General features: G+C 68.0%; 10 protein-coding genes. 5 read left to right on the forward strand and 5 right to left on the reverse strand.

All coding sequences use genetic code 11. From position 1 onward, the window contains the following. Positions 1-94 precede the first annotated feature (94 nt). Both WEG36_10275 and WEG36_10280 read left to right on the forward strand, forming a co-directional pair. Positions 95-2200: a hypothetical protein gene (locus WEG36_10275; GenBank protein ID MEX1257994.1), complete on the forward strand. Its 2106-nt coding sequence runs from the start codon at positions 95-97 to the stop codon at positions 2198-2200. Between the two features lie 20 nt (positions 2201-2220). Next, a complete protein-coding gene (locus WEG36_10280; GenBank protein ID MEX1257995.1) occupies positions 2221-4260 on the forward strand; it encodes a diguanylate cyclase in 2040 nt (679 codons plus the stop codon). On the opposite strand, the gene WEG36_10285 is transcribed toward WEG36_10280, so the two are convergent. Together WEG36_10285 and WEG36_10290 are read right to left on the reverse strand one after the other, a co-directional pair. Next, positions 4257-6815, reverse strand: coding sequence for an FtsX-like permease family protein (locus tag WEG36_10285; GenBank protein ID MEX1257996.1), 2559 nt, complete (start codon positions 6813-6815; stop codon positions 4257-4259). The genes WEG36_10280 and WEG36_10285 overlap by 4 nt on opposite strands. Then, positions 6812-7498 (reverse strand): ABC transporter ATP-binding protein, encoded by a 687-nt coding sequence (locus tag WEG36_10290; GenBank protein MEX1257997.1) that lies wholly within the window; start codon positions 7496-7498, stop codon positions 6812-6814. The genes WEG36_10285 and WEG36_10290 overlap by 4 nt, the downstream gene beginning before the upstream one ends. Between WEG36_10290 and WEG36_10295 the strand changes: the two genes are divergently transcribed. Both WEG36_10295 and WEG36_10300 read left to right on the forward strand, forming a co-directional pair. Next, positions 7491-8225 (forward strand): arylesterase, encoded by a 735-nt coding sequence (locus WEG36_10295; GenBank protein ID MEX1257998.1) that lies wholly within the window; start codon positions 7491-7493, stop codon positions 8223-8225. The two genes, WEG36_10290 and WEG36_10295, sit on opposite strands and share 8 nt — an antisense overlap. A 2-nt stretch (positions 8226-8227) precedes the next feature. Beyond that, positions 8228-8779, forward strand: a complete 552-nt coding sequence (locus tag WEG36_10300) for an SRPBCC family protein (protein MEX1257999.1) — start codon at positions 8228-8230, stop codon at positions 8777-8779. On the opposite strand, the gene rho is transcribed toward WEG36_10300, so the two are convergent. Both rho and WEG36_10310 read right to left on the reverse strand, forming a co-directional pair. Next, positions 8760-9899, reverse strand: coding sequence for a transcription termination factor Rho (rho, locus tag WEG36_10305; protein ID MEX1258000.1), 1140 nt, complete (start codon positions 9897-9899; stop codon positions 8760-8762). The two genes, WEG36_10300 and rho, sit on opposite strands and share 20 nt — an antisense overlap. 1181 nt (positions 9900-11080) lie before the next feature. Continuing rightward, the gene (locus tag WEG36_10310; GenBank protein ID MEX1258001.1) at positions 11081-11572 is read right to left on the reverse strand and encodes a hypothetical protein; all 492 of its coding nucleotides are present in this window, start codon (positions 11570-11572) and stop codon (positions 11081-11083) included. Between the two features lie 645 nt (positions 11573-12217). On the opposite strand from WEG36_10310, the gene WEG36_10315 reads away from it, so the two are divergent. Continuing rightward, positions 12218-12616, forward strand: coding sequence for a plastocyanin/azurin family copper-binding protein (locus tag WEG36_10315; GenBank protein MEX1258002.1), 399 nt, complete (start codon positions 12218-12220; stop codon positions 12614-12616). A 32-nt stretch (positions 12617-12648) separates the two neighbouring features. Here WEG36_10315 and WEG36_10320 read toward each other — a convergent pair whose 3' ends face one another. Then, positions 12649-14211, reverse strand: coding sequence for an AMP-binding protein (locus WEG36_10320; protein ID MEX1258003.1), 1563 nt, complete (start codon positions 14209-14211; stop codon positions 12649-12651). Positions 14212-14408: the final 197 nt, after the last annotated feature.

The following is a 14408-nucleotide window of genomic DNA, read 5'->3' on the forward strand; positions in this document are numbered from 1 at the left end:
CCGCCGCCACTTCCGGTGCGCTGACTCCGGTGTACGGGGAGCCCCATTCTAATCAAATTCCGGAATCGGACCATTCCGGACTCCCACCCCCACCTTGATCCGCATCCGCGCTCTCAACGTTTCGGTGCTCGCCCTCTTCGCGACTCTTGCGGGGCCTCCCTCTTCGGTCGGCGCCCAGGCCCGCGAGACCGAGCCGACCGCAGAGGGATGGAACTCGCCTCGGGTCATCGAGCTCGTCGAGCTCGGGAGGCTCGCTCGGCAACAACTCGTACAGGGCGGCCGCCTCCAGACGTACCGGGCGCGGGTGGACGGGAACATCTACTTCTTCCTCGATCCCGATGTCGGCGAGCGCATCCTCATGCGCCTCGACCAGATCGCCGTCGAGCTCCGCTGGGCCGCCCCGGATCGGTTCCAACAACGTATCGTCGGCGAACGAAGCGAAACCCGACTCCCAGTCGAAGATTTTCGCTTCTATCTCGACCGGCTCACCCTCGTGGAGCACGGGTTCGCCGACGAGATCCGAATTGGCTCGGGGCTCGATGTGGCACGCGTTCCCCATCCACTCGCCGCGCTCTCCGATGGGAGTCCCGCTTCCGGTCCCTACGACTTTCGGTTGACCGACTCCCTCTCCATCGCGATGCCCGGGCGCCCCGAGCCGATTCGCGTTTACGAGATGGACGTGCGCCCCCGCGATCCGGCGCGCCCCGGCATCATCGGGACCTTCGCGCTCGAAGGAGCCACCGCATCCATCGTTCGGATGGCCTTTTCCTTCACTCCCGCTTCCTACGTGGATCCCCGCACCGACCGGATTTCGGTCTCCCTCGACTACGGGCTCTGGGAGGATCGCTACTGGCTTCCGAATCAGCAGCGCCTGGAGGTGCGACGGGAGCTCCCCGAGATCGACTTCGGAGCCGGCACGGTCATCCGGTCCGTGCTGCGGACCGGAGACTACGAGTTGAACGTCCCCCTCCCCGACGACTTTGCCAACCTTCCCGCCGTCACGGCCGCGGCCCCCGCGGACCGCCGGAGCTTCCCCTTCCCGGAAGGGCTTTACGACGCACTCGAACGCGACGGGCTCGCCGAGATCGTCGTGGATCCCAACCTGCGGGCGCTCCGGGCGGAGGCCCAGGAGCTCGCGGCCCGCCGGGCGCCCTCGGGGCTCTCGCCGATCCGGCTCCACATCCCGAATCTGTCGTCCGCGGTGCGCTTCACGCGCGCCGAGGGATTTTTCCTGGGGGCGGGTCTCTCCGCGCACCCCCATCCGCGGATTTCGGGCGAGCTCCTGGCCGGATACGCTTTTGGCGCGAGGAAGCCGCAGGGATCCGTGAAGATCAGGGAGCGGCTCGACGATCGTTGGTCGCTCGAAGCCGAAGGGCGCTTCAGATCGCTCGTGGAGCTGGGACTCGCGCCTGGCAGCGACGCTCTTCTCTCGAGCCTAGGGGGTGCGCTTCGGGGGGAGGATTACAGGGATCCCTATCTCGCGACCGGTGCCGCACTGACTCTGATCCATGAGACGGAGACGGCCATGACAGTCTCCGTGACTGTCGGCATGGAGCGGGCGCGGACCCCCGAGCTGGCGCGTGAAACCGCCCCCCTCGGCGGGTCACGGGCCCTCCGGCCAATCCGTCCGGTTGCGGAAGGCGACTTCCTCGGCGTCGCGCTCTTCATCCGCCGGCGGGTGGATTGGCCGGGCCGGGGGCGCGGGAGGACCGAGCTCGGAGCAAGCCTGCTCAACGGACGGGAGGGGAACGGGGTGGGGTTCCGCGGAGAGGCGGAGGGGCGCTGGGGCCCTCCTTCGGGGACCCGGGAGCTCCAGGCGATCGCGCGAGGATGGATCTGGGAGGGCGATCCCCTCCCCCAGGGGCACCGTCTCCTCGGGGGAAGAGGAACGATCCCCGGGTTCCCGTTCCACGCCGCGATAGGACGGACAGTCGTGCAGGGATCGCTGGTCGCTTCGAGTGACCTCGGCGGGCCCTTCGCGCGCCTGCGCGCGGGGCTCCATGCCGGATGGACGAACGGCGGACCCGACGGCCTCGAAGAGATCTGGGACACCCGCGCAACCGACGGGACCCTGATGTCGGCTTCCCTCGGCGTGGGCCTGGCCTGGGACCTCCTTCGAATCGAGGTCGCGAGGGGGTTCTCCGGCGGAGAGTGGCAGCTCCTTCTCACCCTCGACCCGCGCTGGTGGGATCGGCTATGAGCGCCGATATTCCGGGCGCGATGTCACCCCCTCAAGAAGAGTGGACGAAAAAGGAGCGCACGCGGCGGACCGGCGGCGTCTTTTCGCTCGCGGGGCGGGGAGTTCCCCTCCGCGCGTTGGTCTTCTCCGTCGCGGCGCTCCTCGTCCCGGTGGTCGGCACCTTCACCCTTGCCGGCGAGCGGAGTGGTGTCGAGGACGCCCTGCTCTGGCTCGTCGCGCTGATCCCCGCGTTTCTTCTCGCCTATTATCGCGGATGGCGGGGTGTGGCCACGGCTCTCGCCGCCGGAATGGCAATGCTGTCGGTCACTTACGCCGGCGTGACGGCTCTGGACCGAGAGGTTCCCCCGCTCCTCTTTTTTGTCGTCGTCGCCTATCTCGCGATCGGGCTCGGCATCGGCTGGGTCACCGAGATGCTCCACCGCGAGCGAACGGAGGTGGAAGACCTCGCGCTCACCGACGTGCTGACGGGCCTGCCCAACCGGCGACACGGGGAGATATTTCTCAAACACGAGTTCGCGATCGCCGAGAGGGGTCGGCCCCTGACCGTCGTCCTCTTCGACCTCGACGGATTCAAGCAATACAACGATCTCCACGGCCATCAGGCGGGGGACGAGGCACTGGCGAAGTTCGGCGAGGTCCTCGCCACGAACACGCGTCGAATGAACGTTTCGGCGCGGTTCGGGGGGGAGGAGTTCCTGACCATCCTCGCCGGATCGGACGAACGCGGTGCGCTCGTCTTCGCCGAGCGGGTGAGGGCGTCGCTCGCATCCACGGGCCTAACGCACGGTTCGCTGACAGTCAGTGGAGGGGTCGCGGCCTACGACCCTTCGATGGGTTCGCCGGACGAGCTGGTCGCGGCGGCGGACCTGGCCCTCTACCAGGCGAAAGAAGGTGGGCGGAACCGTATCAAGGCGTTCCGGCGCCCCGGGGACCTCTCTGGCGATGGGACCGGAATTTCGACGCAACCTGAGGGAGAAACGCCGGCCGGTGAAGAGCTTCCGTCCCACCCCCCCGCGGCACGCACGCGCTTCGGCGAGGGGAGGTGGGCCTTAATCGTCGAGGACGATCAGGCGGTCCGCACGATGCTCGCCGCTTACCTCAAGCGCGAAGGGTTCGCCGTCGTGGAGACGGGCGACGTCACGGAGGGGCTCCGCGCCATGGGGCGGGAGTTCGACCTCGTCATCACGGACATCCGGCTCCCCGGTCCCTCGGGAAACGAGCTGGTCGCGGCTGTGAAGGCACGGTGGCCGGCGACGCAGGCGGTGGTCGTGACCGGGTTCCGCGACGCCCAGGTGGCGGCCGAAGCATTAAATGCGGGCGCCGACCACTACCTCTTCAAGCCCTTCGGAATTCCGGAGCTCCAGGGCCACCTGGTGGACGCCCTGATGCGGCGCGATCGGATCCTGGCCGACCGCCAGGAGAGACTTCTCCTCACGGAGGAGGCGCGCCGCCGAAAGGGTGAGGCGCACGAAGCCATTCTCGGGGGCACGCGTGCTCTGGTACGCGCGGTGGAGGTGCGGGACCCCTACACGCTGGGGCACTCGGAACGGGTTGCTCACTATGCGGTGGCCTTGGCCGGGGGGCTGGGATCGAGACCCAGGATCGATCTCGAACGTCTCTTCCTTGCCTGCGAGTTGCACGACCTTGGAAAAATCGGGATTCCGGATGCGATCCTGAACAAGGAGGGGTCCCTGACGTCCGACGAATTCGACGAGGTGAGGAAACACCCCGACACGGGGTGCCGGATCCTCGAGCCCCTGCTCGGCGACGACCTCATCCTCGCCGTGACCCGCTGGCACCATGAACGGTGGGATGGCCTTGGGTACCCCGATGGGCTCGCCGGGGATGCGATCCCCCACGTGGCCCGGTTGGTGGCCCTCGCGGACACGCTCGACGCCATGACGAGCACGCGCGCCTATCGAAACCGCATCCCCTGGGATGAGGCGGTCGCGCACATCGCAGAACAGGGGGGTTCGCAGTTCGATCCCGAGCTCATGGACCTCTTTACATCCACCTTACCGACCCTCAGGGAGTTCTTCACGAGGGCGACCCAGGACTAACTCTCGTCGCGCAGAACCGAGATCGGCGGTGACCGGAGCACCGGACCGCTGACCGACCATCCCACGACCACCGCGAGGAGAAGGAGTCCCACCCAGAGCCCGGCGAGAGTCATCCAAGGAATTCCCCCGGGGAGATCGAAGAAGCGCGTGAGAAGGAGGTGGCCTCCCAAGCCGCCGAGCAGGACCCCGACGAGGCCCCCGAGGCCCCCGAGCGCGGCATACTCCGAGAGAAGGGCACCGCGAATCGTTCCTCTCCGCGCTCCGAGCGTCTTCAGTAGGGCGCTTTCGCGGCGGCGGCGGAAGCGCGTGGTGAGGAGCGATGCCAGGAGGACGATCGTCCCTCCGCCGAGAATGAAGCCCGCCATGGAGCGAAGGACGAGGGCGATCTGCCCAGCGATCCGCCCCAGCGTCTCCTGCACCGTCGTCACGTCGATGAACGAGACATTCGGATAGTCGCGGAGGAGGGCGTCTTGAACTCGGGCGCGGGACGCCGGATCGGACGTACGGACGAGGGCCACCGCCATTCCGGGCGCGTCTTCCAACGCGCCGGGTTCGAAGATCGCGAAGAAGTTCGGCTGAAACGACGCCCAGTCCACCTCCCGGAGCGAGGTGACCACGGAGGGGACCGAAACGCCCTGGACGTCCCATCCGATGCGGTCCCCGATTCCCACGCCGAGGTCACGCGCGAGACCGGTCTCCATCGAGATGCGGAAAGCTCCCGCTCCGATCGCCGCGGCGACCCGCGGATCCTCCTCTCCGGCCTCCGTCCACCACCGTCCTTCGATGACGCGTTCCTCCGGTCCGGGCTCGGTCCGGTAGGTGTTCCGGTAGACCCGTCGGTACATCCAGGCGTTCCCGCGCCGCACGCGCGCGAGGATCTCCGCCACCGGCTCTCCCCGGACGGACTCGAGCCGCGCCGGCACGATGGGAACCATCTCCGCCGTCACACCCGCGGCCCCGAGGAGCTCCGAGACACCTTCACGCTGGTCGGGCTGGATGTCGAAGAGGACGAGTGTCGGGCGGTCGGGGCCGAGCTCAAGGGTCACCCCCGCGCGCAGGGAGTTCTCGACGACGAGGAGCGACCCCATCAGGAACGCGCCGAGGCCGAGAGCGGTGACGACAGTCGTCGTCTGGTTGCCGGGGCGGAAGAGGCCGGAAAGCCCCTGCCGGACCGCGAATGGCGCGCTGGCGGGGAGGAGCGCCCGGACGCCGCGGATGAGGCCCCGCGATACGAGGCCGAGGACCCCCATTCCGACGACGAGCGCGAGGGTGATCGCGGCCGCTGCCAATGCGCTTCCAAGCTGGAGGATGGCGATCCCGAAGAGGGTGAGGAGGACGAGAGCCGCCACCATGACCCGAAGCCCGACGGTAACCGGCACCTCTTCGTCGTTCAGAGCGCGGAGGGCGACGAGTGGAGAGACCCCCGGAACCCGCACGAGGGGAAGAAGGGAAAAGACGACCGCGACCCAGGTCCCGAGGAGAAGCCCGACGGCGATCGCCTCCGGATAGAGCCTCGGAGAGAGCCCGAAGGGGAGAACTCCGTTGAGAAACACGGGAAGGATGAACTGAATCGCGAGGCCGCCCAGGACCCCCAGGAGCGCGCCCGCGCCCCCGAGCAGGACGGTCTGGAGGAGGTAGGCGCGGAAGAGGGTCCCGCGTCCGGCTCCGAGGCAGCGGAGGACGGCCATGGGCGTCCTCTTGTCCCCGAGATAGACGCTCACGGCACTCCCGACGCCGATCCCGCCGAGGACGAGGGCCATCAGGCCGACGAGGCTCAGAAAGCGTGAAAGCCCTTCGAAGCCAGCCGCGAGGGTCTCCGCTTCCTCCTCCGCGGTGGTCACGGACACTCCTCGCGCCTGAAATTCGCGGCGGACGCGGTTGCGGATCCGCTCCGCGTCGGCGCCCACGGGAAGGGCGATCCAGGCGCGATGTTGGGCCAGGCTTCCAAATGCGAGGATTCCGGTCTCCTCGAGGTCGGCCGCGGACATGAAGACGGCCGGCCCGACGACCCACTGGAGCGCGAAGTCCACGGGGACACCGGAGAGCGCGCCCAGCACTTCGAAGCGGGAGTTCCCGATCCGTACCTCGTCGCCCCGGGCCACTCCAAGCTGTCCCATGACCTGCGGATCCACCGCCACCCCACCCCCTCCGGCAAGCCGGCCTGGGACATCCGCGGGCTCTCCGACCGGGGTCCCGGCGGCCGGGAATTCGGCGTCCACCGCGTTCACCTGGAGAAGCCGGCTCACCCCCGAGCCCGTCGCCGACACGATGGTCGCGAGGCTGGTTCCCCTGGCCACTCGGGCGCCCGAGCCGGCGAGCGAGTCGAGAACTGCGGTCACGCGCGCGTCGAATTCGTTGTTCGACTGGAAGCGCAGGTCCCCGCCGAGCATGTCCCGCGCCTGCGCGCTCGCCGCGTTCGCGGCGTCTTTCTGGAATCCATAGAGTCCCACCAGAACGGCGATCCCGAGGGCGATCGCCGTCATGAACCACCCGATCCGGCTGAACCCCGAGCGCCCCTCGCGCATCGCGTGCCGGAGGGAGAAGGGGACGTTCACGAAGCGGCCTCCAGTCGTCCGCCCTCCATCCGGAGAACGCGGTCCACGCCGGAGGCGAGCGCCTCGTCGTGCGTCACGAGGACGAGAGTCGTTCCCTGTTCTCGATTCAACTCCGCCAGCAGTTGCGCGACGAGCTGGCCCGTCTTCCGGTCCAGATTTCCCGTAGGTTCGTCGGCGAAGAGGATCCCCGGCTCGGAGACGAAGGCCCGGGCTAGGCCGACTCGTTGCTGCTCGCCGCCCGAGAGTTGCGAGGGATAATGGCTCACCCGGTCCGCGAGCCCGACCCGGTCGAGGAGACCCAACGCCCGGCGTCGAATCTCCGCGCTCGATGTCCGCTTGCCGTTCGGCGCGAGCTCGAGGGGCACCTGCACGTTTTCGAGCGCCGTGAGCGAGGTGAGCAAATGAAAGGTCTGGAAGACGAAGCCGACGTGCGCGGCGCGAAACCCGGCGCGCTCGTCTTCGGTAAGATCGGCGAGCCGGATGTCGCCGAGCCGAACTTCACCCCGGGTCGGATGATCGAGTCCCGCCATCAGCCCGAGCAGTGTCGTCTTCCCGCTTCCGGACGGACCCACGATGGCGACGGACTCGCCGGATTCGACGGAAAGGTCCACTCCCGATAAGATCGAGAGCGTCCGCCCCGCATTCGCGTACTCCTTTTCCACTCCCCGAAGCTCGATGCGCATCGCTCCCCTCGTCCGGACCCTTCTCCTCCTCCCCGTCGTCGCCTGCGGGGGGACGGAGTCGGATTACCCCCCGGGTGCCCAGGGTGCCGCGGGCGAACCGGAGATTGTACGCGGGGGCGCGGACGAAGGTTCGCGCGACGCGAACCCGGCCTCCGCCGATCGGGAAGTCTTGGTCGTCTTCCTCGGAACGAGCCTGACCGAGGGGCTCGGCCTCGCGAATCCCGCCACCGAAGCGTGGCCGAGCCGGATCGGAGAGCTGGCCGACGGGGCGGGGATCCAGGTGCGCGTCGTCAATGCGGGCCTGTCCGGTGAGACGAGCGCGGGCGCGCTTCGGCGCGTGGACTGGCTGATGCGCGACCCCCCGGCTCTCCTCGTGATCGAGACCGGTGCGAATGACGGGCTCCGCGCCCTCCCCCTCGCGCAGATGGAAGCGAACCTCGACTCGATCCTCGCCCGGGTCCGCCGCTCGGCGCCCGAAACGCGCGTCGCGATCGTCCAGATGGAGGCTCCTCCCAACCTGGGGGCCCCGTACACGGAAGGATTCCGAGCGGTCTATCCTCGCGTGGCCGAACGATGGGGCGCGACGCTCGTCCCATTTCCTCTCGATGGAATCGCGGGAGTCCCCACTCTGAACCAGGACGACGGCACTCATCCCACGGCCGAAGGCCACCGCCGGATGGCGGAAAACGCCTGGCCGGTCCTCAAGACCCTTCTCAGGGAGCTTTGACTTTGCGCCCCACTCGGATCGCCGGGTTCGTTCTTGGAGTTCTCGCCGTCTTTTTTGTCGGATTCCTCATCGTGGGGACCCTTCTCCCGAGCGCCTGGGAAGCCGAACGGACCGTGCGCATCGCGGCGAGCGCGGAGGGGATCTTCCCCTACGTCTCGCGGCCACAGCGCTGGACGGAATGGACGCTGACACCCGAGGCGGGGGTCGAGCGATTCGGGCCCGAGGAAGGACCGGGAGCCGGGTACCGCTGGGACGATCCCACTTACGGGCAAGGAGAATTCGTCGTGGAATCCGTGGACGCCCCGCGCGAAGTGCAGTATGAGGTCACCGTCGAGGACGGTGCGATCCTCATCCGCGGCCGCATCCAACTCGCGACGTCGGACGGCTCTACCACCGTCTCCTGGCGGGAAGTGGGGGACTTCGGTTGGAATCCCCTTCTCGGCTATCTCGTGGGGCGAATGAACGAACTGCAGGGCGCGCAGATGGAGTCTTCGCTCGCGACGCTCAGGGGACTCGCGGAGGCTTCCGCCCCGGTTACAACCGGGCGCGACTGAGCTCGAGGAGCTCCTCGTTCGTCTTTGTCTTCCGCATGACATTGAGGAGTTCGTTCATCGCATCTGCCGGGCTGCGCCCGGAGAATTGACGACGGAGCGCCCGCGAGACGGCGAGCGCCTCCGGGGAGAGGAGGAGCTCTTCGCGGCGTGTGGCCGACGCGACGATGTCGATCGCCGGAAAGATCCTCTTCTCCGCAATCTCGCGGCTCAAGACGAGCTCGCTATTTCCGGTTCCCTTGAACTCCTCGAAGATCACCTGGTCCATGCGGGAGCCCGTGTCCACCAGCGCGGTCGCCACGATGGTCAGCGATCCGCCATGGGCGGGATCAATCTTCCGCGCGCTCCCCAGGAAGCGCTTCGGCTTTTCGAGCGCCGTGGCGTCGAGCCCGCCGGTCAACGTCTTCCCGCTCCCCTCTTCCACCGTGTTGTAGGCGCGGGCCAGCCGGGTGATCGAATCGAGGATGATGACCACATCTTCGCCCATCTCGACCTTGCGGCGCGCGCGTTCCAGCGTCACCTCGGCCAGCGAGGTGTGGCGGTCCGCCGGATAGTCGAAGGAAGAAGCGATTACCTCTCCATATCCGCACATCTCCATCTCCGTGATTTCCTCGGGACGTTCGTCTACGAGGAGGACGAAGAGCGTGCACTCCGGATGATTGCGGACGATTCCCTCGGCGACCCTCTGGAGCACGGTCGTTTTTCCGGCCTTCGCCGGGGCGACGATCATCGCGCGCTGTCCCTTTCCCAGCGGACAGAAGAGGTCAATCACACGATTCGTGTAGTCGGTTTCACCGCGATTGCGGATGTCGCACTCGAGCTTGAGCTGCTCGTCGGGGTGGAGGGCGCCGAGGCGATCGAAGGGAGGTCGGGAGCGGGCTTCATCGGGAGGCCGGCCGTTGACGAGGTCGAGACGTTGGAGAGGTGGGGCCTTTCCATTCTTGGGCCGGCCTCCGACGATGCCGGCGAGCTCGTCACCGGTGCGAAGCCCGAACCGCGAAACCACCTTCCCGCTCACGTAAACGTCGTCGGTGCTCGGTAAGTATCCCGCGCTCCTTCGCCGCACAAAGCCCGAGCCGCCGGAGAGAACCTCCAGCACACCCAAATGTTCTTCGTTGGTCACATTACCGCGGTGGAGAGGGTGAAACGAGACTGTGTAAATGGCAGAGCGCCCGATCTCTGCCGGAACCCAAGGGGAGGCCTCGGGTTCGAGAAGACTGCGATCCTAAACCCTACAGCGGATGGCCTCTCAGGACAAGGGAGGGAGCCGTCCAGGGGAGCGTCTACTGAGGAACTCGCGGGCTCCACGGGAAGACTCCGACGCGCCGATCGAAGACGGCCCGCGCGGCTGGGTGGGACCACTCCTCCTCGCGGCCGCTCCATTTCTGCTCTTCGTTGCGTTCGTTCTGGCGGACCGCTTTCTCCGCTGAGGTTGGTGGAGAAGAGCGGCCCGACCGTCCTCGTCGAGGGACACCGGGCGTCTCGTCCAGCGACAGGTCAGGGGTGCCGCGTCGCCCTCGCGGCGGCGCGGAGGGGGCTCAACCCGTTGGGAGACGGCGAGAATCGCGCTCTCACGGCGCAGAGGAGGAATGGCATGATCCATGCGAAACTGACAGTCGAGCTGGTGCGTTCCCGCAAGAGGAGAGTCCTGGTGATTCCCGCGACCCCTCCGAAGTCCGATCGACCGCTCTCCCTTCCGGCGACGCGCCGGACCTTCCTCCCGGCGGTCGCGGGGACACGCACGCTGCTCGCGGTCGCCGCCCTTGTCGCGGTGTATTCCGCACCGGCAGCGGCACAGGACGTGACCTTCGCGCTCGCCGTCTCCGCGTCGTCGCCGGCGCACTCGATTTGGGCGGGAGTCACGGCGGGTACGGGCGGCACCTTCGTCGTCTCCCCGGCCGCGCACGCGCCGGGATACTACGCGACCGGGGTGCCATGGGCGGATCACGGATTCGCCGCGTACGGAAACCGGGGCCAGCGGAAGCATGGGAATTCGTGGCGTCACCGGAGAAGTCTGGGCGTCTCCTGTTGGGATGCGTGGCGCGATCCCTGGTTCGCGTATTGGCCCTACTGTGATTCGGGCGCCTACTTCGCGCTCGGGTGGAGGGGACCGGGGTGGCATCACGGCTGGTCGCCTCGGCCCGCATTCGGATACGCCTGGGCCCCTTATTCGTATTGGGGACCGGACTCGTATTGGGGACCGGCGTTCGGCTGGACTTTCGCCGTGCACGTCGGAACGGGGTGGGGATGGCACTCCACTCGCCCCTGGAGGGGGCGGATCGCACGCTCGCCCTGGAGCTCGATCTACGTGACGAGCCCCGTCCTCTGGGTGGTGAGCGAACCCCCGGCCCGGGTCGTGCGGGCAAGACCTTCCCGCGCCGTCGGAAGCGGCGGGTGGGTGACCGCTACCGCTCCCGGATACAAGGAAGACCCCGCGGCCCCGGTCCGCACGGCGACTCCGCGCACGGGCAGCACCGCCGAGCCGACTCGGGCGGCGATCCCCTCCCGAACGGTGGCGGGGACACCCACCGCGGCCGGTGGGCGGGCGGCCGCCCCGTCGCCCTCCACGGACCGACCGCCTCTCGGCACGCCGATTCGTCTCGGGCGCCCCGGCGACACCGATGCGAGCCGCGAGCCGGCGCCGCGGGACGGGCCGTCGGGACGGAGGGCCCAGGTCCCGTCGGCCGCGCCGGCACCTCGCGCAACTCCCTCGTCCGAACGATCGGTGGCGCCCGCGAGCCGCCCGGCCCCTGCCCCGTCGGCCCAGGCGGCGCGTCCGGCGCCCGCGCCTTCCACGCGATCCGCGCCGGCACCTTCAGCCCGCCCGGCGCCCGTTCCGTCGTCCCGAGCGGCGCCCGCTCCACCGGCTCGTTCGGCACCAGCCCCATCTGCCCGTTCGGCGCCAGCCCCATCTGCCCGCTCGGTACCAGCCCCATCTGCCCGTTCGGCGCCGGCACCGTCCGCCCGGTCCGCACCAGCACCGTCTTCCCGTTCGGCTCCCGCGCCATCCGCCCGCTCGGCACCAGCACCGTCCGCCGGTCCCGCGCCAGCCCCATCGGCGCGTTCCGCTCCCGCCCCGTCCAATCAGGGGACACGGGCCGTTCCGGCGCCGCGGTCCTCCGGCGGATGAGCATCGCTCCCGGCTTCGGGCCGGGGCCCGCGACACTCACCTGAGACGAACGCCTACGCGGCTCGGCGCTGGGAATCCAGTTCCGAGCCGCTTCCTTTTCGCCGACGCGGCGGCGAGAAGGGTGCTCTCTCGCGCCTCCCTGCGATGTCACCGACGATCGGCACAGTAATGCGGAAAAGCAGAACAATCCATCACGAAGCGACCGCACATACGAAGCAACAACGTTGATTTACCGGATGTGCGGAATCATGTTCGTTGTGGTTCCACCCACGAATCGCCCGGTTTTCGCGTCCGACACCCGAGGAGGCACGATGGCGCTTTTCCTTGTGAGACCGCCGGTCATCAGCACCATGATCCTACTGGCCCTCGCGACCGCCGGATGTGGCGAAGGCGGATCTCCCACCGGCGGCAACGGAGGAAATGGCGGAGGTGGCGGCGGCGGCGGCGGAGGTGGTCCCGAGGCGACCGACGAGGTGACGATTCAGCCTAACTCCTTCTCCCCCGCCGCCATCGTGGTCGCGCCGGGCACCGTCGTCACGTGGACCTGGAGCAGCACGCTCGTACACACCGTCTCATTTACGTCCAGCCTCATTCAGGATTCCGGGGAGCAGGCTGGAGGGAATTATTCGACCGCGATGCCCCAGGCCACGGGAACGTACGGGTACGTCTGCGACGTCCATGGTTTCACCGGGTCCGTGACGGTCCAATAAGGTCCGACCGAGTGCGCGGGCCGGGAGAGCGGCTAGTTGATCCTCTTCTCCCGGCCCGCCCACTCCTGGTCCCGCAATACGTACTTCTGGACCTTTCCCGTGGACGTCTTCGGGAGTGGGCCGAAGGCGACCGCCTTCGGGACCTTGAAGTGCGCGATGCATGAACGACAGTGCTCGAGGATTTCTTCCTCGGACGCCTTCGCGCCCTCCTTCAGAGTGATGAAGGCCTTCGGCACCTCACCCCAGGTGTCGTCCGGCACCGCGATCACGGCGCACTCGAGGACCGCGGGGTGTCGTGCGACGGTCTGTTCCACCTCGATCGTGCTGATGTTTTCGCCGCCCGAGATGATGATGTCCTTTTTTCGGTCGCGGAGCTCGATCGAGCCATCGGCGTGACGGACCGCGATGTCTCCACTGTGAAACCATCCCCCGGCGAACGCTCGGCCAGTCGCTTCCTCATCCGCGAAATACCCGCTCATCACCACGTTTCCGCGCATGACGACCTCACCCATGCTCCGGCCGTCCTCGGGGACGTCACGCATGGACTCGTCCACGACCCGCACCTCTCCGGCACAGACGTTGGGGAACCCCTGGCGGGCCCGGTACCGAGCCCGTCCCCCGGCATCGAGACCGACGTAGTCGGGTCCAGGCGTGTTCATCGTGAAGGGCCCGTAGGTCTCGGTGAGCCCGTATACGTGATCGAGCTCGAAGCCCAATTCCGTCATCCGGGCGATCACCGTGGGTGAGGGCGGCGCGCCCGCCGTGAAGACGCGGACCGGACGTTTCAGGGGATGCGCCGCACCGTCGTTCGCGAGCATGATGAGAACGGTGGGCGCCGCGCAGAAGTGCGACACCCCCTCATCGAAGAGGCGCCACACCACCTCGGGTTTGATCTGGGGAAGACAGAGGCTGCGGGCCCCGACCGCGGCGAGCGCCCACGGGAAGGTCCACCCGTTACAGTGGAACATGGGAAGTGTCCAGAGATAGCTGCTCTCGACGCCGAGCTTGTGGTCGAGCGCCATCGCGAGCGCGTTGAGGTACGCGCCCCGATGGTGGTACATCACCCCCTTCGGCCGTCCGGTCGTCCCCGACGTGTAGTTGATCGCGAGAATCTCCCTCTCGTCCGCGAACCACGACTCGATCTCTCCTTCGCTTCCGGCCTCGAGGAATCGTTCGAAGTGTTCCCGGGTGTCGAGACGCCGGACCGTCTCCGGGACCTTCGCGAGCAGCCCCTCGAGCTCCGGGGAGTGGAAGACCGTGCGCGCGCCGGAATGTTCGATGATGTAAGCGATTTCGTCGGCGGAAAGGCGCGTGTTGATCGCGACCAGGACGCCGCCCGCCTGTGGGACCGCAAAGTGCGCGAGGAAGAGAGGCTCGGAATTAAGGGCGAGAAACGCGACGCGATCGCCCTTTTCGAGCCCCATGCGCCGCAGGGCGGAGGCAAAGCTGCGAGAGCGCGCCCGCAGCTGGCGCCATGTATAACGGATCTCTCCGTCCTCGACGGCGATGCGATCGGCATGCACCGTGCCCGATCGTTCCAGGAAGTCCACGGGAGTGAGCTCCCGCCTCCAGACTGACGATTGCGCCGCCCCCATGCCTCGCCTCCCGTGCTCTATTTCGTCATGTGCCGACCGGACGCCCCGGCCCACCGGACCTGCCGTCCTCCGATCCTGGACGACAGTGCGCGGGAAGCGGAGCGAACTCAAGCCCGTCGAAATGTGGCCGGGGATGGACGGAGGACGAACCGCAGCCGCCGCGAAGCGGGAGAACCCGAGTCGGAGCGGTGTCTTGC

Source organism: Gemmatimonadota bacterium (assembly GCA_040882465.1).
Classification (GTDB): domain Bacteria; phylum Gemmatimonadota; class Gemmatimonadetes; order Longimicrobiales; family Gaopeijiaceae; genus JBBEBG01.

Bases quoted from the DNA above. Each gene is read 5' to 3' on its own strand.
- WEG36_10320 (MEX1258003.1), bottom strand. From the start codon at position 14,211: ATGGGGGCGGCGCAATCGTCAGTCTGGAGGCGGGAGCTCACTCCCGTG.
- WEG36_10280 (MEX1257995.1), top strand. From the start codon at position 2,221: ATGTCACCCCCTCAAGAAGAGTGGACGAAAAAGGAGCGCACGCGGCGG.
- WEG36_10315 (MEX1258002.1), top strand. From the start codon at position 12,218: ATGGCGCTTTTCCTTGTGAGACCGCCGGTCATCAGCACCATGATCCTA.
- WEG36_10295 (MEX1257998.1), top strand. From the start codon at position 7,491: ATGCGCATCGCTCCCCTCGTCCGGACCCTTCTCCTCCTCCCCGTCGTC.
- WEG36_10290 (MEX1257997.1), bottom strand. From the start codon at position 7,498: ATGCGCATCGAGCTTCGGGGAGTGGAAAAGGAGTACGCGAATGCGGGG.